The organism is Novispirillum itersonii (assembly GCF_014205675.1).
In the GTDB taxonomy this organism is placed as follows: Bacteria; Pseudomonadota; Alphaproteobacteria; order Rhodospirillales; family Rhodospirillaceae; genus Novispirillum; species Novispirillum itersonii_A.
In genome coordinates, this window is the sequence record NZ_JACIIX010000003.1 from 335,685 (window position 1) to 357,982 (window position 22,298).

Here is a 22,298-nt window from a genome sequence, read left to right on the forward strand (position 1 = left end):
TTTACACACGATTCCTGCCCCTGTACGGTCACTTCCGCGTGTATTGGCGGATGGACGGGACCGGAACAGAGATGACAGCGCATGTGCGGACGGTGGCCTTTGCCGGTATCGACACCATTGATATCGACGTACAGGTGCAGCTGTCCAACGGCCTTCCGGCATTCTCCATCGTCGGGCTTGCCGACAAGGCGGTCAGCGAGTCGCGGGAACGGGTCCGGGCGGCGCTGACCGCCATCGGTCTGGCTCTGCCGCCCAAACGCATCACCATCAATCTGGCCCCGGCGGATATCGTCAAGGAAGGCAGCCATTACGATCTGCCGATTGCCTGCGGGGTGCTGGCGGCCATGGGGATTCTGCCGCTGGAGGATATCGACCGCTATCTGGTGCTGGGGGAACTGGGGCTGGACGGATCGGTGGCACCGGTGTCCGGGGTGCTTCCGGCGGCGATGGCGGCGGTGGCGGCGGATCTGGGCCTGATCTGCCCGCAGCGTCAGGGGGCGGAAGCGGCGTGGGCCGGGGGCGATGATATTCTGGCAACGCCGTCCCTTCTGGCCCTGATCAATCATTTCAAAGGCACCGTGCTGCTGCCGCGTCCGGAGCCCCGGATGCCTGAAGACTCCGGCCACATCCCGGATCTGGGGGATGTCAAAGGGCAGGAGACCGCCAAGCGGGCGTTGGAGGTTGCCGCCGCCGGGGGCCATAACCTGCTGATGATCGGCCCGCCGGGATCCGGAAAATCCATGCTGGCGCGGCGTCTGCCGGGACTTTTGCCGCCGCTGACCCCCCAGGAAGCGCTGGAGGTTTCGGTGGTGCAGTCGATTGCCGGACTGCTGCCGGACAGCGGCCTGACCACCCGCCGTCCGTTCCGGGATCCGCATCATTCCGCCAGTATGCCGGCCCTGATCGGCGGCGGGTTACGCGCCAGACCGGGCGATATCAGTCTGGCCCACAACGGGGTGCTGTTTCTGGATGAGCTGCCGGAATTCCCCCGGCAGGTTCTGGAAGCCCTGCGGCAGCCGCTGGAAAGCGGGCGGGCGGTGATCAGCCGGGCCAATGCCCATATCAGTTATCCGGCCCGGGTGCAGCTGGTGGCGGCGATGAACCCCTGCCGCTGCGGCTATCTGACCGATCCCGGCATGGCCTGCTCCAAGGCACCGCGCTGCGGGGATGATTATCAGAACCGGCTGTCCGGGCCGCTGCTGGACCGCATTGACCTGACTGTGGAGGTGATGGCGGTGCATCCGCTGGATCTGGCCGGGGCCCCGGCCGGGGAGACCTCCGCCCCGGTGGCGGAGCGGGTGGCGGCGGCATTGGACCGGCAGCGGGCCCGCTATGCCCGGCTGGACCCCTCCGGGGCGGTGCGCCGCAATGCCGAGGCGGACGGCAGTATTCTGGATCAGGCGGTGCAGCTTCAGGCGTCCGGGCAGGCCCTGCTGGCGGAAGCGGCGGGCCGCCTGCGGCTGTCGGCCCGGGGGTATCACCGGGTGCTGCGGGTGGCGCGCACCATTGCCGATCTGGCCAATCAGGATCAGGTGGACCGCCTGCATATCGCCGAGGCCCTCAGTTACCGCCGGGCCCGGGCGATGCCGGGGTAAGGGATTCCGGGGTAGGGATTCCGGGTAGGGATTCCGGGGTCAGGTTTAGGCGACGTCGGTGCGCATCCGCCGGTACAGCCAGACGCCGATCAGGCCGGAGACCACGAACAGCACCGCCGACAGGGCGATCTGCGCGGTGGCATCGACCTGCACCCCGGTGCCGAGCAGAACGAAGACAACGGTCTGCGGCAGATAGCCGACCAGCGTGCCGGAGAGAAAGCGTCCGGCGGGAACGCTGGAGACCCCGGCGCCCATGTTGGTGGCCAGATTCGACCCCACCGGCAGCAGGCGGATCAGCAGGGTCATCGAGAAGGGATGACCGCGCAGCAGCGTGTCCAGCCGTTCGATCCGGGCCGCGAACAGCCGCCGGACCAGCGACCGGCCGAGCAGGCGGGAATAGAAAAAGGAAACGGTACAGCCGATGATCTGGGCAAGGCTGGAAATCAGGATGCCCATGCCGAACCCGAAGGCGTAGCCGCCGCCGAAAGCGACCAGCTGACGCGGCACCCCGATCGCCGAGGTCATCGCGCCGAGTCCGATGAAAATCAGTTCCCCCAGAATCCCCTTGCCGATCACCTCGTGATCCAGCCAGCTGGTGGAGAGGGTATCGGCCAGCCCCAGCTTGCGGGCAGCGGTGCCGATCACCACCAGCGACGCAATCATGATCAGCCCCTTCATCAGGGACTTCAGGCCGCTCTGCTTCCGGGCGACGGTATCGCCGTCCTCCACCAGCAGGGAACTGCCCAGACCGGAGTCGGGGGAAAGGGACTCAGACAGCGGGGCCTGATCCGGTTTATCGGCGGAAACGGGCATCGCTGTTCCCTCAGTCCTGGGCTTCGACCTGCGGGTTCCGGGCGCGGCGTTGCAGCCACATCACGCCGACCAGATCGTAGAGGCTGACCCACAGGCGGTTCCACACCCCGTACTTCGACGTGCCGCGTTCCCGCGGGCGGTGGTTGACCCGCACGCTGACGACATGGCCGCCTTCCCGCAGCATCAGGGCGGGAAGATAGCGGTGCATATGGTCGAAGCGGGGAAACCTGAGGAAGGTGTCACGGGCGAACAGCTTCAGGCCGCAGCCGGTATCCGGGGTATCATCCTTCAGCAGCCAGGCGCGCACCCCGTTGCCGACCTTCGATGACAGGCGGCGGATTTCGTTGTCCTGCCGCTTCTGGCGGTGACCGGCGATCATCACCATGGTCACCGGCTTGCCGGAGCGGGTGGCTTCTTCATCCCGGCGGGCCAGCATGGCAGGAATATCGGCCGGATCATTCTGTCCGTCGCCGTCCAGCGTGGCGATCCAGGTGCCGCGCGCCATCCGCACACCGGTGTGCACGGCCTGACTCTGCCCGCAGGAAAAGCGGTGGCGGGCGGTGCGCAGATACGGGTACTGGCGCTTGGCATCGGCCAGAACAGCCGGGGTGCGGTCGTCGGAACCGTCGTCAACGTAGACGACCTCAAACGGGGTGACGCCGTTGAGGGCGGCATGGATCTCTGCCAGAAGCGGCAGAATGTTGTCCTCTTCGTTCTTCACGGGAACGACGACAGTCACGTCAGGCTGAGTCAGATCAGTCATGGTCCATCACGACGGCGCGGGAAAAAAAGGGGCGGCAGACGCGACCCCGGGTGGCTGCCTGTCCGGGGTGCCGGGGCAGCCAGAACTGGCGCGGTTGTACTCCTGCTGCCGGATCAGGAAAAGGGAAAAGACGGAGCGGTGCGGAGATAATGGCGGGCGGTCCTTGTCTCTGTGGCCACGACTTTATCACGGTCTCCTGTGACCGTCCGCACAGGGGGTAACACCGAATCGGGCTACTGTTCACCCGGTAAAAGGGGGCTCTGGGGTGCTGATGCAGCCCGGAGATATACTCTTTTCTTTCCGGGCATTCGGTTTCCGGGGTTGTCCCCGGGAAAAACTTCCGCCTATATCTTCCTCGGCTGGGAGGGGCAGTCGCGCAGACCGTTAGGGGGATGTCACCGGATGAAACGTATGCGACACGCTGCACCCGAGCGTAACACCGGGGCAGACGAGGCCTTCCGCTGGGCTCTCCGCGCTTTACGCACGGGCGGACGCTCCACCCTGCTGGGGGCGGCTCTGGCCGGAACCCTGGTCTCCGGGCTGGGGCTTGACAGCCCGCGCGCCGCCGCGCAGGGCCTGCGGCTGGAGCAGGTGGCCACCCAATCGTCCAGTCTGACGTCATGGCGTCTGTCCGATCAGGACATGGATCTGTATTCCCGTATCTTCTCTTTGCAGGGCGAAGGGCATTGGGATGCCGCGGCGGCGCTGATTCCGCAGGTGCAGGATCCGCTGCTGATGGGGTATGTCCACCATCAGCGGCTGATGGCCTCTCCGCAGAAAGCCCGCCTGACGGAACTGCGGGACTGGCTGGACAGCTATGCCGATCTGCCGATGGCGGAAATCGTCTATTCGGTGGCGCAGGGGCGGATGACCCCGTCGCGTCCGGCCCCGAAGGCGGCCCCCCAGAAATCCTCTTCCCAGAAATCCTCTTCCCAGAAGTCCGGTCCCCAGAAGTCCGGTCCCCAGAAGGCGGCGGAGGCCCGGAAGGGCGCTGCCGGAAAGCCTGTTGCCGGGAAGAAAGACCAGAAGGTGGCGCAGCAGCCCCCGCCGCCGCCGGTTAAGGCCGAGCCGCCGGTGGTGCTGCGGTCCCCGGCCTCGGCCCCCCGCTTCAATGCCGGGGGAACCGGGGAAAGCATGTCGGCCCTGTGGGAGCTGGCCGGGACCTATTCCAGCAGCCAGTCGCAGAAGGCCGCTGCCCTGTGGGCCAAGTTCCGCACCGCATTGGGGAAGCAGCCGACCACACAGGTGGCGCGGACCGTTGATACCAAGGAAGTCGCCTCGACCCTGACCGCCCTCGACCATGACCGGATGCGCGGCACCCTCGCCTATGCCCTGTTCGTTGAAGGCAATGACGAAGAGGCGGTGGAATGGGCGGAAAAGGCCGTGGCCCGGTCCGGTGACCGGATGTCGATGGCGCTGTGGGCCGGTGGTCTGGCCCATTGGCGGCAGGGCCGGTACGATCAGGCCCGCGACTGGTTTGCCCGTCTGGCCCGGTCCAGCGATTCCTCGCCATGGCTGACCGCCGGGGGGGCGTTCTGGGCCTCCCGCGCCGCCCTGCGCACCGGGCGTCCGGAAGAAGTTTCCTATTGGCTGAACGAAGCGGCGAAAGAAACCCGCACCTTCTATGGTCTGACTGCCCGCCGGGCTCTGGGGCTGCCGTTGTCCTTCGCGTGGGAAGGGGACTTCCTGAGCGCGGCGGACAGCGAGACGCTGGGCCGGACCGCCGCCGGGCGGCGGGCGCTGGCTCTGGCGCAGCTGGGCCGGATTGATTACGCCGAGGAAGAACTGCGCCGCCTGTATGCGGTGGTGGATGAACGCACCAAGGATGCCATCGTCCGGATGGCCGATATTTCCGGCATGGCGTCGTTTGCCCTCGGGCTGGCGTCCTACCGCAGCCGGACCGATGAGGGCAGTGTGTCGGTGACCGATGCCGCCCGCTATCCGGTACCGTTCTGGGAGCCGGAAGACGGCTGGCGGCTGGACCGCGCCCTGCTCTATGCCTTCATCCGGCAGGAGTCGGCCTTTAATCCGGAAGCGCGGTCGGTGGCCGGAGCGCAGGGGCTGATGCAGATGATGCCGGCCACCGCCCGGCTGGTGGCCAGCTGGGATGGCAACGCCAATGGCTGGCTGACCGGATCGAAGACGGTGATGGTGCCGGAAGTGAACATGTCGCTGGGCCAGAAATATCTGGAAACCCTGCTGGCCCAGCCGGAAGTGGACGGGAACCTGTTCTTCGCCGCTGCCGCTTATAATGCCGGGCCGGGGAATCTGGCCAAATGGCAGAAGCGGGTTCAGTACAACGATGATCCGCTGCTGTTCATCGAGGCCATCCCGTCCCGCGAGACCCGCCTGTATATCGAGCGGGTGGTGGCCAACCTGTGGATCTATGCCGACCGTCTGGGGCAACCGGCGCCGTCGCTGGATCATGTTGCGGGCGGGGCCTGGCCGCGCTATGTCCCGACAGAGCAGGGTGGGGCCAGAGTGGCGCAGGCGCGGAAGCCGGGAAGTTGATTTCCGGTAAGGACGGCATCGCCGGTCTGCCGTAAGCCCCCTGTATTGACGTTTGGAGAACCATCATGTCTCAGGTTGCTGAAGGCGCGCCCTTTCTGCCGGTCAACATTGCCGTCCTGACGGTTTCCGATACCCGCACGCTGGAGACGGATACCTCCGGGCAGGCGCTGGTGGACCGGCTGACCGCCGCCGGGCACCGTCTGGCGGACCGGGCGATCATCCGCGATGATGCCGATCTGATTGCCGCGCAGTTCCGGCGCTGGATTGAGGATCCGGCGGTGGATGTGGTGATTTCCACCGGAGGCACCGGTCTGACCGGGCGGGACGTGACGCCGGAAGCGCTGAACCGGGTGATCGAAAAAGAAATCCCGGGATTTGGCGAGCTGTTCCGCTGGATCAGCTTCCAGAAGATCGGCACCTCGACGATTCAGAGCCGCGCCATGGCCGGTCTGGCCAATGGCACTTATCTGTTTGCCCTGCCGGGATCGACCGGGGCCTGCCGCGATGGCTGGGACGGGATTCTGTCGTCTCAGCTCGACAGCCGGTTCCGCCCCTGCAACTTTGTCGAGCTGATGCCGCGCCTGAAAGAGCATCTGCGCTGAAAGCCGCGCCGCTGCGGAAGGCGGCCCGGCACAGGGCTTGCCTTTTCGCGGGGGGCGGTGTATAAGTCCGTCTTGACATTCTCTGGTGTGCCCGTCCGGGCTTGCGAGAGTGGGCCGCTGGCCCACTTTTTTTGTTATGGGCCGGACGCAACCGTCTTCAGCCCCTGACCGGGACGAGGCAGAGAATGCCGGAAGATCAATAAAAACCATTTGTCTGTGGAACCCGGTATGGACCTGACCGAACGACTTGCTGCCATCGTCGAACCGACCATTTCCGATATGGGATATGATCTGGTGCGTGTGCTGATTCAGGGCGCCAAGCACCTGACGGTGCAGATCATGGCTGACCGTAAGGACGGTGCGCCGATGACCGTGGATGACTGTGCCGATATCAGCCGGGCGGTGTCCGCCCTGCTTGACGTCGAGGATCCGATCTCCGGCGCGTACAATCTTGAGGTCAGCTCCCCCGGCATTGACCGGCCGCTGACCCGCGCCAAGGATTATGTGACCTGGGCCGGATTTGACGTGAAGATCGAAACCAAGGTTCTGCTGGATGGCCGCAAGCGCTTTTCCGGCAAGCTGATGGGGCTGGACGAGGCCGGGACCGCCGTGCAGGTGCATGGCGAGGACGGCCAGTGGTCCATTCCGCTGGAAGCGGTGTGGAAGGCCAAGCTGGTTTTGACCGATGCACTGATCGACCATGTGACCCGGAGCCTGCCGGACGCCTGAGGGCGCTGCGGCTTTTCCCCGGAATGACCCGGGGCCGGATACTCCTCATTTGACCGTTTAACGACTTTCGATCAAGGGCTTGAGAACGATGGAACGTACCGTTGGCATGGCGCGGCCGGAACTGGTTCAGGTCGCCGACACCGTGGCCCGCGACAAGAACATCGACCGGGAAGAAGTGTTCGCCGCCATGGAGCAGGCGATCCAGAAGGCCGGGCGCTCGAAGTATGGCCACGAGCACGATATCCGCGCGCACATCGACCGCCGTACCGGCGAGATCCGTATGGCCCGCTACATTGCCGTGGTCGAGGAAATCGAGGACGAGTTCACCCAGATGACGGTGGCGCAGGCGCGCCGCAAGAAGCCGGATGCCGCTGTCGGTGATTCTCTGGTCGACCCGCTGCCGCCGATCGATTTCGGCCGTATCGCTGCCCAGACCGCCAAGCAGGTGATCGTGCAGAAGGTGCGCGATGCCGAGCGTGAGCGCCAGTTTAACGAATACAAGGACCGTATCGGCGAAATCGTCAACGGTCTGGTCAAGCGCGTTGAATTCGGCAATGTGGTGGTCGACCTCGGCCGCGCCGAAGCCCTGCTGCGCCGGGATGAGCTGATCCCGCGTGAGCACCTGAAAAACGGTGACCGCGTGCGTGCCCTGATCAAGGATGTCCGCAAGGAACAGCGTGGCCCGCAGATTTTCCTGTCCCGGACCGATGGCGGCTTCATGAGGCAGCTGTTCGCGCAGGAAGTGCCGGAAATCTATGATGGCATCATCGAGGTGAAGGCTGCCGCCCGTGATCCGGGCTCCCGCGCCAAGATCGCCGTGACCTCCCGCGACTCCGGCATTGATCCGGTCGGTGCCTGCGTCGGGATGCGCGGGTCCCGCGTTCAGGCGGTGGTCGCCGAGTTGCAGGGCGAAAAGATTGACATTATTCCGTGGTCGATCGACCCGGCGACCTTCGTTGTTAATGCGCTGGCCCCGGCGGAAGTCGCCAAGGTCGTGCTCGACGAAGAGCGGAACGTGATTGAAGTGGTGGTGCCGGATGACCAGCTGTCGCTGGCGATTGGCCGCCGGGGCCAGAACGTGCGTCTTGCCTCTCAGCTGACCGGCTGGAACATCGATATCCTGACCGAAGAAGCCGAGTCGGAGCGCCGTCAGGAAGAGTTCCGCACCCGCACCAAGCTGTTCATCGACGCGCTGGATGTGGATGATGTGCTGGCGCACCTGCTGGTGACCGAAGGCTTCGAGACCGTTGAGGAAGTTGCCTACGTCGGCACTGAAGAGCTGTCGGGCATCGAAGGCTTCGATGAAGACGTCGCCGCCGAGCTTCAGCAGCGTGCCCGGGTGTTCCTGGAAGAACAGGCCCGTCAGGCTGAGGAAGAGCGCGTTGCTCTGGGCGTCAGCGATGATCTGGCCCAGACCGAGGGGCTGACCGTCACCATGGTGGTCGCCCTTGGCCGCAATGGCGTCAAGACTCTGGATGACCTCGCCGATCTCGCGTCTGACGAACTGGTCGACTATGTCGGCAAGGATGTCATGGGTGAAGACGAAGCCAACGGAATCATCATGGAAGCCCGGGTCCGTGCCGGATGGTTTGAGGACGGTGCGGTCTGAGACCTGACGTCAGGAGTGATACGGTGACCGGATCCGGGGCAGACACGCCCGCTCCCGCTGTTCCGCCGCAGGCTGATGAGTCTGCGGCGGGCGCCGCTGCCCTTCCGGGCAAGGGGCGGAAAAAGGGCCATCGCAAGGGTGGCGCGGCGGCGGACGGCAAGGGCAGGTCTGCCGGGGGCCCGGAAAAGCGGGACCAACAGGACGGGCCGCTGCGCCGCTGTATTGTCAGCGGGGCGGTTCTGCCGAAGGACTGGCTGATCCGTTTTGTCCTTGGACCGGACGGAACTGTGGTACCCGATCTCGACGGAAAACTGCCGGGACGGGGTTTGTGGTTGAGTGCGCGCCGCGATATGATAGAAACGGCGGTGCGAAAGCGCGCCTTTTCCAAGGCCGCCCGTTGCCAGACCGTGGTTGACCCGGGTCTGGACGGGCTGGTGGAAGGGCTGTTGCGGCAACGCTGCCTCAACCTTCTTGGATTTGCCCGCCGCGCCGGAACCGTGGTGGCGGGGTTTGACAAGGTTGCCGCCGCCGCCCGCACCGGACAGGTGCGGATACTGGTGGAAGCTGCCGAGGGTGCCGACGATGGCCGACGTAAGGTCATGGCGGCTGCCGCACAGGCCGCCCGCGAGGGCCGCCGCCTGCCAGCGGTGATTGAGTTGTTTACGGGGGCCGAACTGGCCGCCGTTCTGGGTCGGGAACACGTCGTGCACGTGGCCGTGACCCACGGCAAACCGGACCAGCGCGCGCTGGCCGACCGGTTCGCCGCAGAGTGTGAGCGCCTGGCGGTTTACGTCGGGCAAAAGGATCTGCCAGTTACCGCAGCCCCGGTTGAAGCCGGTGCCGGGGATGGCGAAGATCCGGAGCGCCGCGGGACGGAGCCGGAAGTGGCCCCGGACAGCGGAGAGTAGTGCCAGAGTTGGACGCCTAGAGACCGGGACGCATGTCGAACGAGAACGAAAAAAAGCCGCTTAGCCTTTCCCCGCGGGGAAAGCTGGAACTGAAGAAGGGCGTGGAGGCCGATAAGGTCGTCCAGAGCTTTTCGCATGGGCGGCAGAAGGAAGTGGCGGTCGAGCGCCGCAAGAAGCGCATTGTTGGCCCCGGCTCCGAACACCATGGCGTCGAAGGGTCTTCGCAGACTGTCGCTGCCCCGGCCGCTCCGGCTGACACCTCCTCTAAGGTGATGCTGGACGACGAGCGGATGCACCGCCTGCAGGCCCTGCAGAACGCCCAGCGGGAAGCGGATGAACAGCGCCGCCGTCAGGATGCTGACCGCACCACTGCTGAGGCAGAGGTCCGGAAAGCGGCTGATGCTGACGTCGGCCGGAACGGCCCGGCGGCTGAGGCTGCTGCTCCGGCAGAGCCGGCTCCGGCGCCGCAGGCTGCTGCTCCGGTTACCCCGGCACCGCAGGCGGCCCGTCCGGCGCAGCCCGCCCGTCCGGCTGAACCGGAACGCCCGGCGCAGGCCGCCGTGTTCCGTGCCCCGGACCAGCAGCGGGCGATTGATCGCACACCGCAGCGCTCCGGTGCTTCCGGCCACAGCATGGGCCGGACCTCCAGCGATGGTCAGTCGGCGGTGTTCCGCTCCGGCCCGCGCCCGCCCCGCGATGGTCAGTCGGCGGTTCTGCCGCCGCGCCCGCCGCGCGAGGCTCAGGGTCGTGAAGGCGCTCCCCGGGATGGCCAGTCGGCCGTGTTCCAGGCGCGTCCGCAGCGTGAGGGTGGCTTCAACCGCGATGGCGGGGCTCCGCGCGAAGGGGGCTTCAACCGTGACCGTGATGGTCAGCGCGATACCCGTCCGCCGCGTGAAGGTGGCTTCAGCCGCGATGGTCAGCCGCGTGGTGATGGTGCCGCCCGTCCGCCGCGTGACGGTCAGCGCGATGGCCGCCCGGGCGGGTTCTCCCGCGATGGGCAGGGTGCCGGTCCGCGTCCGCCGCGTGAAGGTGGCTTCAACCGTGACGGTGCCCGTCCGGCCGGTGCCGGTCCGCGTGGTCCGTCGACGGGGGCTCCGGGTGCCGGGGCGAATCAGTTCGGCCCGCCGGCCCTGACCAAGAACGAGCATCCGCTGCGTGATGACCGTGGTGCCGCCCGCCGTGTCGAGGTTGACCGCGACGAGGACACCGAAGAACAGCGCCGCAACCGGGCTGCCGTCAAGGTGGCTCCGAAGCGGACCGCCGGTCCGGGGACTCCGGCCACGGTTCAGAAACGTCAGGGCAAGCTGAATGTGTCCGCCGCCCTGTCGGGCGATGAGGAAAGCGCCCGTGGCCGTTCGGTCGCCGCTCTCCGCCGTGCCGCGCAGAAGGAAAAGCGCAAGGCACAGCAGATGCAGAAGGCGCCGGAGAAGGTCGTGCGTGACGTGGTCGTTCCCGACACCATTACGGTGCAGGAACTGGCCAACCGTATGGCGGAACGCTCCGGCAACGTGATCAAGGCGCTGATGAAGCTGGGGGTGATGGCGACCATCAACCACACCATCGACGCCGATACCGCTGAACTTGTGGCTCAGGAATTCGGCCATGAAGTGAAGCGTATCTCCGAAGCGGATATCGAAATCGGTCTCGACACCGGGGCTGATGTCGACGTCGATCTGATGTCGCGTCCGCCGGTGGTGACCGTGATGGGTCACGTCGACCACGGGAAGACCTCGCTGCTTGACGCCCTGCGTCACACCGATGTGGTGTCCGGGGAAGCCGGTGGCATCACCCAGCACATTGGGGCTTATCAGGTCACCATGCGGTCGGGTGCGAAGATCACCTTCATTGACACCCCGGGCCACGAAGCGTTCACCGCGATGCGTGCCCGTGGAGCCCGCGTCACCGACATCGTCATCCTCGTGGTGGCGGCAGACGACGGCATCATGCCGCAGACCATCGAAGCGATCCGCCATGCCAAGGCGGCGGGCGTGCCGATTGTCGTCGCCGTCAACAAGATGGATAAGCCGGCGGCCAACCCCGAACGCGTCCGCATGGAACTGTTGCAGCACGAAGTGGTGGTCGAGCAGATGGGCGGGGACGTCCAGTGCATCGAAATCTCCGCCAAGCAGCGGCTGAACCTCGAAAAGCTGGAAGAAGCCGTTTTGTTGCAGGCGGAAATTCTGGAACTGCGGGCCAACCCGGACCGCGCTGCCGAAGGCACCATCGTCGAAGCGAAGATGGAAAAGGGCCGTGGCTCGGTGGCGACCGTTCTGGTCCGCCGTGGTACCCTGCGTGTCGGCGACGTGTTCGTCGCCGGTAAGGAATGGGGCCGCGTCCGCGCCATGATCGACGACAAGGGCAACCGCGTCGAGGAAGCCGGTCCGGCGACTCCGGTGGAAATCATCGGTCTCCAGGGCGTTCCGGCAGCGGGTGATGACTTCATCGTGACCGAGGACGAAGCCAAGGCGCGTGACGTCGCGGCCTACCGTCAGCGGAAGGAACGCGAGGCTGCCGCCGTTAAGGCCGCCCGTGGTTCGATGGAGCAGATGTTCGCCAAGATTCAGGCGGGCGAAGCCAAGGAACTGCCGGTCGTCATCAAGGGCGACGTGCAGGGCTCGGTGGAAGCGCTGATCGGAACGCTGGAGAAGATCGGGACCGACGCCGTCAAGGTGAAGGTGCTGCATTCTGCGGTCGGTGCGATCAACGAATCCGACGTCACGCTGGCCAAGGCTTCCGACGCCCTGATCGTCGGGTTCAACGTCCGTGCCAACCCGCAGGCCCGCGAAATGGCCCGCCGCGAAGGCATCGACATCCGCTACTACTCGATCATCTACGATGTGGCCGAGGACATGAAGCGGGCCCTGACCGGGATGCTGGAACCGACCTTCAAGGAAAAGTTCATCGGCTATGCCGCGATCCGCGAAGTCTTCAACATCACCAAGGTCGGCAAGGTGGCCGGGTGTATGGTTACCGAAGGCGTCATCAAGCGCGGCTGCAAGGTCCGCCTGCTGCGCGACAACGTGGTCATCCACGAAGGCGATCTGGGTCAGCTCAAGCGCTTCAAGGACGATGTCCGCGAAGTCCGCGAAGGGTTCGAATGCGGGATGTCGCTGGCCAGCTATGGCGACATTCAGGTTGGCGATGTGATCGAATGCTTCGAAATGGAGCAGATCGCCACCGAACTCTAAGGTGTGTGAGACAGGCGCGGGGCCGGGCTTCCATCCAGTGCGGATGGTGCTCCGGCCCCAAGCCGTTTTATAGCAAGCCGGTGGCAGGCCCCTGACCGGGCAGGCCGGTGGTGTCAGAGAGAAACCGGAACTGTGTCCGCTGCGGCCTGTCATAACGGGCCTGCCTGCCGGGCCGGGCGTCCGGCACGGATAAAGGGGATAGCCATGATCCGTCCGAGCAATCAGGCCCCGACGCAGCGCCAGCTGCGCGTTAATGAAGAAATCCACCATGCCTTGGCCTGGGTGCTGGAGCGCGGGCAGTTCCGGGATCCGGTTCTGGCGGCAACGCCGATCACCGTGACCGAAGTGCGGTGCAGCCCTGACCTGCGCAATGCCACCGTGTTCTTCACGCCTCTCGGCGGGCAGGGCAATGCAGAGGCGCTGCGCGATGCGCTGACCCGGGCCCAGTCCTATCTGCGGCACGAACTGTCGCGGACGGTGGAGATGAAGTATCTGCCCCGTCTGTCGTTTCAGGTCGATACCAGCTTTGATGAATATGCCCGCATCGACACCCTGCTGCACCGTCCCGATGTGATGCGGGATACCGCTGTTTCTGATGAGGATGGCGACGATCAGGACGCCGACGGTCAGGAGGAAGGGGACCGCCATGACGCGTAAGCGTCGCGGAGAGGCGGTTCACGGCTGGGTGGCCGTTGATAAGCCGCTGGGCATGTCCTCGACGCATGTCGTGACGTTGGTCCGCCGGGCGTTTAATGCCCAGAAGGCCGGTCATGGCGGCACGCTGGATCCGCTGGCGACCGGCATTCTGCCGGTGGCGTTGGGAGAGGCGACCAAGACCGTTCCCTATGTGATGGATGGTCGCAAGATCTACCGCTTCACGGTCTGTTTTGGTGAAGAACGCTCCACCGATGACAAGGAAGGTGAGGTGACGGCGACGCACCCTCATCGGCCGACCCGCGAGGAGCTTCTGGCGGCACTTCCGCAGTTCCTGGGTGAAATCCAGCAGATTCCACCGAAGTATTCGGCGGTCAAAGTCGATGGCCAGCGCGCCTACGATCTGGCGCGGGACGGAGAAGAGGTGGATCTGAAGGCGCGGACGATTCTGATCGAGTCGTTTGAACTGGAGGATATGCCCGATGCCGATCATGCGGTGTTCCGGGTCCGGACCGGGAAAGGGGCCTATGTCCGGTCTCTGGCCCGCGATCTGTCGCGGGCGGTGGGCACGGTCGGCCATGTTGCCACCCTGCGGCGTCTGGCCTGCGGCCCCTTTGATGAGCCGTCCTCGATTTCTCTGGATAAACTGGATGCGGTGCGCCATAGTGCCGCCCCTGCGGATTTCCTGCTTCCTGTTGTGACCGCGCTGGACGACATCCCGGCGCTGGCCTTGACAGAAGCGGAAGCCCGCCGCCTCTCCAACGGGCTGACGGTGGCCTATGCCCCGGTTGCCGCCCGTCTGGCGCTCTCTGATCTTGCTGACGGCACCACGGTGCGGGCGATGGACGGAGAGCGGCTGGTGGCGATTGCCCGGCTCCACGGCCCGGAAATCCGGTCCGTGCGGGTCATGAATCTCTAATCTTACGAAGACCAAAGGAGTCTGCGATGTCGATCACCGCTGCCCGCAAGCAGGAACTGATCAAGGAATACGCCGTCAAAGAAGGCGATACCGGTTCGCCGGAAGTGCAGGTTGCCATCCTGTCCGAGCGTATCCGCAACCTGACCGAACACTTCAAGGATCACAAGAAGGACAACCACTCCCGCCGTGGTCTGCTGATCATGGTCGGTCAGCGTCGCAGCCTTCTTGATTACCTGAAGAAGAAGAGCCAGAAGCGCTACGAGACCCTGATCGAGCGTCTGGGCCTGCGTAAGTAAGCTTGTGGTTAAAGGTTTCGGGGACGCCTTCGGGCGTCCCCTTCCTTTTGGGGAATCGGCACCGCATCTGCCGGGCCGGAAACCGTCCTCCACGCAGGCGTCCCCCAGTGTGACGCTGCTGTGATGAATTTGCGGGCGGCGACAGATTTTCAGCGCCAGATGGCGCGGAACAGAGTATAGATTAGGCACTATTACAAAGAGAAAAGACCGCGACCGGACAGTCCGGTCCGCCGATCCAGTGACGGGATCGCGCCATGGGGTGCGGTACCGGGATCCGGGCGGATGGGGCAAACACAAGGCGCCGGTCAAAATTGGTAAGGAAAACAGACACATGTCTATGTTCAAGGTGTACCGTAAGGAAATCGAATGGGGTGGCCGCAAGCTGGTTCTGGAAACCGGTCGCGTCGCCCGTCAGGCCGATGGGGCCGTTCTGGTGTCTTACGGGGAAACCACCGTCCTGTGTACCGCTGTCGGCGCCAAGTCCCCGAAGCCGGGTCAGGACTTCTTCCCGCTGACCGTCAACTATCAGGAAAAGACCTTCGCTGCGGGCAAGATCCCGGGCGGGTTCTTCAAGCGTGAAGGCCGTCCGTCGGAAAAGGAAACTCTGGTTTCCCGCCTGATCGACCGTCCGATCCGTCCGCTGTTCCATGATAACTACAAGTGCGAAACTCAGGTGGTTGCCACCGTTCTGTCGCACGATCTGGAAAACGATCCGGACATCGTCGCCATGATCGGGGCCTCCGCCGCCCTGACCATTTCCGGCCTGCCGTTCCTCGGCCCGATCGGCGCGGCCCGCGTCGCCCATGTCGATGGTCAGTATGTGCTGAACCCGACCTCGGACCAGCACAAGTCCTCCGTCCTCGACCTCGTGGTCGCCGGGACCTCGGAAGGCGTGCTGATGGTCGAATCCGAAGCGCAGGAACTGACCGAAGAGCAGATGCTGGGTGCGGTGACCTTCGGTCACGAAGCCTATCAGCAGGTGATCAACGCGATCATCGATCTGGCTGAGATGTGCGCCAAGGAACCGCGCGAGCTGTCCGCTCCGGCCCCGGAAAAGGCCGTGGTCGAGCAGGCGTTCGAAGCGTTCCGCGCCGAGCTGGAAGCGGCCTACAAGATCGCTGCCAAGACCGAGCGTCAGAATGCCGTCGCCGCCGTCAAGCAGAAGGCTCTGGCCTCGCTGGATCCGGAAAACACCGCCGCGCTGGCGCTGGCCGGGGAAGTGTTCAAGCATCTGGAAGCGGATGTCGTCCGTTCCAACATCCTGAGCACCGGCCTGCGGATCGATGGCCGTGACACCAAGACCGTCCGTGCCATCGAATCCTATGTCGGTGTGCTGCCGCGCACCCATGGTTCGGCCCTGTTCACCCGTGGGGAAACCCAGGCGATGGTCGTTGCCACCCTCGGCACCGGTCAGGATGAGCAGATCATCGACGCGCTGGAAGGCGAATACCGCGAAAACTTCATGCTGCACTACAACTTCCCGCCGTACTCGGTCGGTGAAGCCGGTCGCATGGGGTCTCCGGGCCGCCGTGAAATCGGCCATGGCAAGCTGGCGTGGCGTGCGGTGCATCCGCTGCTGCCGGCTAAGGATGCCTTCCCGTACACCATCCGCGTGGTGTCGGAAATCACCGAATCCAACGGTTCTTCCTCGATGGCGACCGTCTGCGGCACCTCGCTGGCGCTGATGGATGCCGGTGTGCCGCTGACCCGTCCGGTGGCCGGGATCGCCATGGGCCTGATCAAGGAAGGCGAGAAGTTCGCCGTCCTGTCCGACATTCTCGGCGACGAAGATCACCTCGGCGACATGGACTTCAAGGTTGCCGGCACCGAGCGTGGCGTGACCAGCCTTCAGATGGACATCAAGATCACCTCGATCACCAAGGAGATCATGGACATCGCCCTGCGGCAGGCCAAGGATGGCCGTCTGCACATTTTGGGCGAAATGTCTCAGGCTCTGGGTTCCGCCCGGACCGAAGTGTCCTCGACCGCTCCGCGCATCACCACCCTGAAGATCGATCCGTCCAAGATCCGTGACGTCATCGGCTCCGGTGGTAAGGTGATCCGTGAGATCACCGAACAGACCGGCACCAAGATCGACATCGAAGACGATGGCACCATCAAGGTTGCCGCCGTGGACAACGAAGCTGCCCAGAAGGCCGTCAACTGGATTAAGGGCATCGTCGCTGAACCGGAAATCGGCGAGATCTATCAGGGCAAGGTCGTGAAGCTGATGGACTTCGGCGCCTTCGTGAACTTCCTCGGGAAGCGCGACGGTCTGGTCCACATCTCCGAAATGTCGGAAAAGCGGGGCACCAAGCCGTCTGACCACGTCAACCAGGGCGATAACGTCTGGGTGAAGTGCATCGGCTTCGATGACCGCGGCAAGATCAAGCTGTCGATGAAGCAGGTTGATCAGGCCACCGGCAAGGAAAAGGTCGGGGATTCGGAAGAGGTCTGAGCCTTACCGTTTATCGGATGACCGGATGATTGCAGGCCCCCGCCGGAAACGGCGGGGGCCTCTGCATTTTCAGCCGCTGAAACCGAACGGAAAGACACAAAAACGCGCTTTTCCGATTCTCTGGGGAGGAGTAGGGTTCTTGCCGGATTGGCGCATTTTTGGCTGCGCCTGACTGTCTCTGGCTCCTGCAAGGACTCTCTGCCTCATGTCATCGAAGCTGTATCCGTTCTGGGTGGTTGGTCACCGTGGGGCCAAGGCTGTGGCCCCGGAAAATACACTGGTCTCGGTGCGCCGTGCCGCCGCTGACGGTGCGAAAATGGTCGAAGTGGACATTAAGCTGACTGCTGATGGCCGGGCGATGGTCCTGCACGATGAACTGCTGGACCGCACCACCGATGGCAGTGGCCCGATGGAGCAGACCCTGTTCGAGGCGGTGAGTGCTCTTGATGCCGGATCGTGGTTCTCCCCGGACTTCAAGGGCGAGCCGGTGCCGACTCTGGAAGAGCTGATCGATGTTCTGGCCGAACTCTCGTTGGCGGTGAATCTGGAAATCAAACCGTGTCCGGGGCGGGAAGCGGAAACCGCCAAAGTGTGCATTGACGTGGCACGGGCGGCCTGGCCGTCGCATCTGCCGCCGCCGGTGCTGTCCAGCTTCTCCCGCACCAGCATGGAAGTGGCCCGTGATCTGGCCCGTGACTGGCCCCGGGCCTGGCTGGATGAAAAACTGTCCGAGGATTGGGACGATCTGGCGGTGGCGCTGGATGTGCAGGCGGCCCATCTGGGCACCAAAGACCTGACGGAGGCGGATGTGCGCCGGGTTCTGGCCAGTGGCCGGGAGCTGGCGGTGTGGACGGTCAATGATGTTGCCCGTGCCAAACAGCTGCGGTCGTGGGGGGCTGCGGCGATCATCACCGATAACCCGGCCCTGCTGATTGCCGGCGGTGATGGCCTCGCCTGACGGGTAACCCTTCACTATCAGGGTGTTATCATTCCCTGCTGCGGAAACCCTGCGGCAAAAGCGTAAAAAACGGCTGCGGATCATGGGTCTGTGGCCGTTTTTGTCATCTTCCCTAGGCATAAAACATCATCGACAAGCACGGCTGAAGGGGGGATAACACTGTCTGGCGTCCACGGCATGTGGCCATGGGCGAACCTCACCGGCTGGTCTGTCATTGCCCCGCCCGGGGGCGACTCCGACAGGTGCAGCCATCACATAATTGGGACCGCGAAGGCCCCTGGGCGCCGTAAGGTGTTCGAAACGAGGGAGTACATGCTGTGAAAGCCATCAATCCCGTGGTCATTTCTGGCCGGGAAGTGCACCCCATTGTCGAAGGGGGCAAGGGCGTTGCCGTTTCCACCGGTCTCAGCGCCGGGGCTTTTGCCGCAGCAGGGGCTGTCGGCACCTTCTCCGGGGTGAACCCGGACTTCTATGATGAGAATGGCAATACCATCCCGGTGGCCTACAAAGGCAAAACCCGGGCTGAACGCCATGAAGAACTGGTGGAGATGGGCATCCGCGGCGCGGTGGCGCAGGCGAAGATTGCCCATGAAACCTCCAATGGTCAGGGGCGGATCCACATCAACGTCCTGTGGGAAATGGGCGGCGCTGAACGGGTTCTGGAAGGGGCGCTGGAAGGCGCGCCGGGCCTGATTCACGGTGTCACCTGCGGGGCGGGCATGCCGTACAAGGTGGCGGAGATCGCCGCCCGCTATAAGGTCTGGTATTATCCGATCGTGTCTTCGGCCCGCGCGTTCCGCGCCCTGTGGAAGCGCAGCTACCACAAGATGCCGGAATGGCTGGGCGGCGTGGTGTACGAAGATCCGTGGCTGGCCGGTGGTCATAACGGCCTGTCCAACGTCGAAGACCCGCGTCAGCCGCAGGATCCGATGCCGCGTGTGCGCGAACTGCGCACCATGATGCGGGAGCTGGGCGCTCCTGAGGTGCCGATCTTTATGGCCGGTGGCGTGTGGTGCCTGAAGGACTGGGCCGACTGGATTGATAATCCGGAGCTGGGCCCGATTGCCTTCCAGTTCGGGACCCGCCCGCTGCTGACGCAGGAAAGCCCGATTTCCGCAGAGTGGAAGCGCCGTCTGCTGACCCTGTCCAAGGGGGATATCTCTCTGCATCAGTTCAGTCCGACCGGCTTCTATTCCTCGGCGGTCCGGAACACTTTCCTGCGGGGTCTGGAAGACCGGACCGCGCATCAGGTGACCTATAGCCGTGAGGCCACGGCAGACCTGAGCGACTCCGTCGCCGTCGGGGCGCGGGGCCGCGAAATTTTCGTTTCTCCGGCGGACAAGGCCCGCGTCACCGGCTGGATCGCCGAAGGTCGCACCCAGGGCATGCGGACCCCGGACGAGACGATGATCTTTGTGACGGAAGAGGATGCCCGCACCATCCTGACCGACCAGAAAAACTGCATGGGTTGCCTGTCCGCCTGCGCATTCTCCAACTGGTCGCAGCATGGCGAAGGCTTCAGCACCGGACGCACCGCCGACCCGCGCAGCTTCTGTATTCAGAAGACCTTGCAGGATATCGCCCATGGGGCCGATCCGGAGCACGAGCTGATGTTTGCCGGGCATAATGCCTATCGGTTTGCCGATGACCCGTTCTACGCCAATGGCTTTATCCCGACCGTGAAGCAGCTGGTTGACCGGATTCTGACCGGCGAGTGATTTGGTTCCGCCCGCATCCCCCACGGAAAAAGTGGCTTTGCGGGCGGTCTTGATCTAGCTCAATGCAATGATTCCAAATTGGGGTGATGGTGCGCCTAACAACGCACCATCACCCCTTTTTCATTCTGCTCCCCGTCTTCACTGCTCATGGCTGCCGCCGGATGATGGCGCGCCGCCAAGCGCTGAACGTTTGTCTGCGCCCCGGCTCGGTGGCGTCAGGAACACCGGAAGACCGGTCGGACCGCATAAGGACTCGGCTTGCCATGAACATGATGCGCCCCACTCTCAGCCTTGTTGACCGTCTGCGTGCCAGCGGCCTGCGCCCGACCCGGCAGCGGTTGTCTCTGGCGAAGATTCTGTTCGATCATGGCGACCGTCATGTCTCGGCGGAACAGCTGCACACGGAAGCGATGGAGCAGAATGTGCGGGTGTCGCTGGCGACCGTCTATAATACGCTGCATCAGTTTACCGATGCCGGTCTGCTGCGGGAAATTGTGGTTGATGCCGGGCGGTCCTATTTCGATACCAACACCTCCACCCACCATCATTTTTTCTTTGAAGGATCGGGCCGTCTGGAAGATATTCCGTCGGAACAGGTCCATCTCGACCGCCTGCCCGATGCTCCGGCCGGGCACCGGATCCGCCGCGTTGATGTGATCGTCCGCGTCGAGGGCTGAGCAGGTCATAAGTTTGGCTTAGTCTCAGGCTGAGCCGACAAGGGGTTGACGCCCCGTCTTTGCTTCACACATTCTGAATATGTCCAATCTGCGCCGCTATTCCGGAGACGGGATAGCGGCTGTTGCATTTAAGGGGCTTCCGGCGCGGGAAGCCCACGGATTGGATGGTTTTAAGCACATTCAAGAGGGTATCGGCCTTAAGCGGTACGGTATCAAGGTGAAGCAATGGATATGACGACAAGCCTCGGAACACGGGGCGACCATCACCACACCGGCGGAAACAGCTGGTGGGAAGAAACGCGGGCGATGCTGCTGCTGGGCTGGCCGCTGGTGCTGACCAGTCTGGCGCAGGTGATGATGAATGCCACGGATGTGCTGTTCATCGGCCGGGTTGGGCCACAGGCTCTGGCGGCGGCGGCCTTGGGGACAAACCTGTATATCGCCGCCTTTGTGGTTGGTCTGGGGTTGGGGATTGCCACCTCAGCCATGCTGGCACAGACCCTTGGCCGGTCCCGCCATGCGGTCCGGGATGTCCGCCGCACGGTGCGTCAGGCCTTGTGGATCTGCGTCTTCACGGTGATTCCGGTCTGGGTCGTGCTGTGGCAGGCCGAAGCCATTCTGCTGCGGATCGGTCAGGCACCGGATTTGGCGGCGGAAGCCGCGCGGTTTGTTCATGTTCTGCAATGGGGCATGCTGCCGATCTGGATCTTTATGGTCCTGCGGTCGTTCTGTGCGGCGCTGGAACGGGCGCATCCGCCGATGTTGGTGACGATTCTGGCGATCGGGCTGAACATCCTCCTCAACTGGCTGCTGGTGTTCGGTCACTTTGGCTTTCCGGCGCTTGGCCTTCAGGGGTCGGCTCTGGCGACACTGATCAGCAGCGTCTTCATGGCCCTGACACTGCTGGCCTACATCCTGCGCGACCGGCATCTGCGCCGGTTTTACATTCTTGGCCGCTTCTGGCGGGCCGATTGGCCGCGCCTGCGGGAACTGGCGAAGCTGGCCGGGCCGATCATCATCACTTTGGCCTTCGAGATGCTGGTCTTCAACGTCGCCGTCATGCTGATGGGGTTGATCGGGAAGGATGAGCTTGCAGCACACTCCATCGCTATTCAGATGGCCTCGCTGACGTTCATGGTGCCGGTCGGTCTGTCGCAGGCGGCCGTGGTCCGGGTCGGGTTGGCAGCCGGACGGGGGGATATGATTGGTGTGGCCCGCGCCGGATGGGTGGCGATTGGGCTTGGTGTGGTTTTCATGAGCTGTACGGCGCTTCTGTTTGTGACGATGCCGTCGCTGATCGTTGAGCTGTTTCTGGGGGAAATTACCGAAGACAAGGTGGCAGTGGCCCGGCATGCCGCCGTGTTTTTGGGGATTGCCGGGATTTTCCAGATTGTTGACGGCGTTCAGTGTCTGGCATCCGGTGTCCTGCGGGGACTGAAGGACGCGACCATTCCCATGTTGATTGCCGCCGTCGGCTATTGGGTGATCGGCCTGCCGGTCGGGGCCTGGCTGGCGTTCCGGGGCGGAATGGGCGGTGCGGGTATCTGGGTCGGCCTTGCGGTTGGCCTTGGCTCCGTTGCGGTGATGATGCTGGTGCGTTGGTCGTGGCGGGATCGGCTGGGACTGCTGACGCCATACCGGCAAGGATGATTGACCGTCCGGGCGGCAGAGAGATGCCCTGCCGCCCGGATCCTTCAGAAAAGAGTCATTTTCTTGAAAATAGTGTTTGACGGTTGTGCTGCGCGGACCTATAAAGCGCCTCCCGACGACGCGGGCCGCAGCGAAGAGCTGGTGGGAAGCGGAGTTTGGAAGTCACCTTGGTGGCGCCGCTGTTAGACAAGTGAAGAGAGGGAAGGGATACGTGGGTATCTGGCCGGACGAATGGCTGGAACCTGAGTAT

Annotated in this window: 17 protein-coding genes; 15 read left to right on the plus strand and 2 right to left on the minus strand. The window is 64.0% G+C overall.

Going from position 1 to position 22,298, the window contains the following annotated elements:
- Positions 1-71 precede the first annotated feature (71 nt).
- Positions 72-1,595 (plus strand): YifB family Mg chelatase-like AAA ATPase, encoded by a 1,524-nt coding sequence (locus tag FHS48_RS06565; protein WP_184262552.1) that lies wholly within the window; start codon positions 72-74, stop codon positions 1,593-1,595.
- 45 nt (positions 1,596-1,640) lie between these two features.
- Here the strand turns inward: FHS48_RS06565 and FHS48_RS06570 are convergent, their stop codons facing one another.
- A complete protein-coding gene (locus FHS48_RS06570; protein ID WP_184262554.1) occupies positions 1,641-2,408 on the minus strand; it encodes a TVP38/TMEM64 family protein in 768 nt (255 codons plus the stop codon).
- A gap of 10 nt (positions 2,409-2,418) precedes the next feature.
- On the minus strand, positions 2,419-3,171 hold the full coding sequence (locus FHS48_RS06575) for a glycosyltransferase family 2 protein (protein WP_184262556.1): 753 nt from the start codon (positions 3,169-3,171) through the stop codon (positions 2,419-2,421).
- Positions 3,172-3,582: 411 nt separating this feature from the next.
- On the opposite strand from FHS48_RS06575, the gene FHS48_RS06580 reads away from it, so the two are divergent.
- From FHS48_RS06580 to FHS48_RS06645, 14 genes are all read left to right on the plus strand, one after another.
- Positions 3,583-5,682: a lytic transglycosylase domain-containing protein gene (locus tag FHS48_RS06580; RefSeq protein WP_184262558.1), complete on the plus strand. Its 2,100-nt coding sequence runs from the start codon at positions 3,583-3,585 to the stop codon at positions 5,680-5,682.
- 65 nt (positions 5,683-5,747) lie between these two features.
- Positions 5,748-6,284 (plus strand): molybdenum cofactor biosynthesis protein B, encoded by a 537-nt coding sequence (gene moaB / locus FHS48_RS06585; protein WP_184262560.1) that lies wholly within the window; start codon positions 5,748-5,750, stop codon positions 6,282-6,284.
- A 195-nt stretch (positions 6,285-6,479) separates the two neighbouring features.
- Positions 6,480-7,013: a ribosome maturation factor RimP gene (rimP, locus tag FHS48_RS06590; protein ID WP_311769096.1), complete on the plus strand. Its 534-nt coding sequence runs from the start codon at positions 6,480-6,482 to the stop codon at positions 7,011-7,013.
- An 88-nt stretch (positions 7,014-7,101) separates the two neighbouring features.
- Positions 7,102-8,622: a transcription termination factor NusA gene (gene nusA, locus FHS48_RS06595; protein WP_184262564.1), complete on the plus strand. Its 1,521-nt coding sequence runs from the start codon at positions 7,102-7,104 to the stop codon at positions 8,620-8,622.
- 23 nt (positions 8,623-8,645) lie between these two features.
- On the plus strand, positions 8,646-9,530 hold the full coding sequence (locus FHS48_RS06600) for an RNA-binding protein (RefSeq protein WP_184262566.1): 885 nt from the start codon (positions 8,646-8,648) through the stop codon (positions 9,528-9,530).
- A gap of 32 nt (positions 9,531-9,562) precedes the next feature.
- The gene (gene infB / locus FHS48_RS06605) at positions 9,563-12,718 is read left to right on the plus strand and encodes a translation initiation factor IF-2 (protein WP_184262568.1); all 3,156 of its coding nucleotides are present in this window, start codon (positions 9,563-9,565) and stop codon (positions 12,716-12,718) included.
- Between the two features lie 204 nt (positions 12,719-12,922).
- Positions 12,923-13,375 carry a 30S ribosome-binding factor RbfA gene (gene rbfA / locus FHS48_RS06610; protein WP_184262570.1) on the plus strand — a complete coding sequence of 151 codons (453 nt, stop codon included), beginning with the start codon at positions 12,923-12,925 and terminating at the stop codon, positions 13,373-13,375.
- A complete protein-coding gene (truB, locus tag FHS48_RS06615) occupies positions 13,365-14,291 on the plus strand; it encodes a tRNA pseudouridine(55) synthase TruB (protein ID WP_184262572.1) in 927 nt (308 codons plus the stop codon). Before rbfA ends, truB begins: the two co-directional genes overlap by 11 nt.
- A 26-nt stretch (positions 14,292-14,317) precedes the next feature.
- Positions 14,318-14,587 carry a 30S ribosomal protein S15 gene (rpsO, locus tag FHS48_RS06620; protein WP_184262575.1) on the plus strand — a complete coding sequence of 90 codons (270 nt, stop codon included), beginning with the start codon at positions 14,318-14,320 and terminating at the stop codon, positions 14,585-14,587.
- 331 nt (positions 14,588-14,918) lie between these two features.
- Positions 14,919-17,045, plus strand: a complete 2,127-nt coding sequence (pnp, locus tag FHS48_RS06625) for a polyribonucleotide nucleotidyltransferase (protein ID WP_184262577.1) — start codon at positions 14,919-14,921, stop codon at positions 17,043-17,045.
- 205 nt (positions 17,046-17,250) lie between these two features.
- The gene (locus FHS48_RS06630; RefSeq protein WP_184262579.1) at positions 17,251-18,003 is read left to right on the plus strand and encodes a glycerophosphodiester phosphodiesterase family protein; all 753 of its coding nucleotides are present in this window, start codon (positions 17,251-17,253) and stop codon (positions 18,001-18,003) included.
- A 317-nt stretch (positions 18,004-18,320) separates the two neighbouring features.
- Positions 18,321-19,721 (plus strand): NAD(P)H-dependent flavin oxidoreductase, encoded by a 1,401-nt coding sequence (locus tag FHS48_RS06635; RefSeq protein ID WP_184262581.1) that lies wholly within the window; start codon positions 18,321-18,323, stop codon positions 19,719-19,721.
- A 263-nt stretch (positions 19,722-19,984) separates the two neighbouring features.
- Positions 19,985-20,398: an iron response transcriptional regulator IrrA gene (gene irrA, locus FHS48_RS06640; RefSeq protein WP_019644924.1), complete on the plus strand. Its 414-nt coding sequence runs from the start codon at positions 19,985-19,987 to the stop codon at positions 20,396-20,398.
- A gap of 231 nt (positions 20,399-20,629) precedes the next feature.
- Entirely contained in the window at positions 20,630-22,048 is a 1,419-nt protein-coding gene (locus FHS48_RS06645) for an MATE family efflux transporter (RefSeq protein ID WP_260402369.1), read from the plus strand.
- Positions 22,049-22,298: the final 250 nt, after the last annotated feature.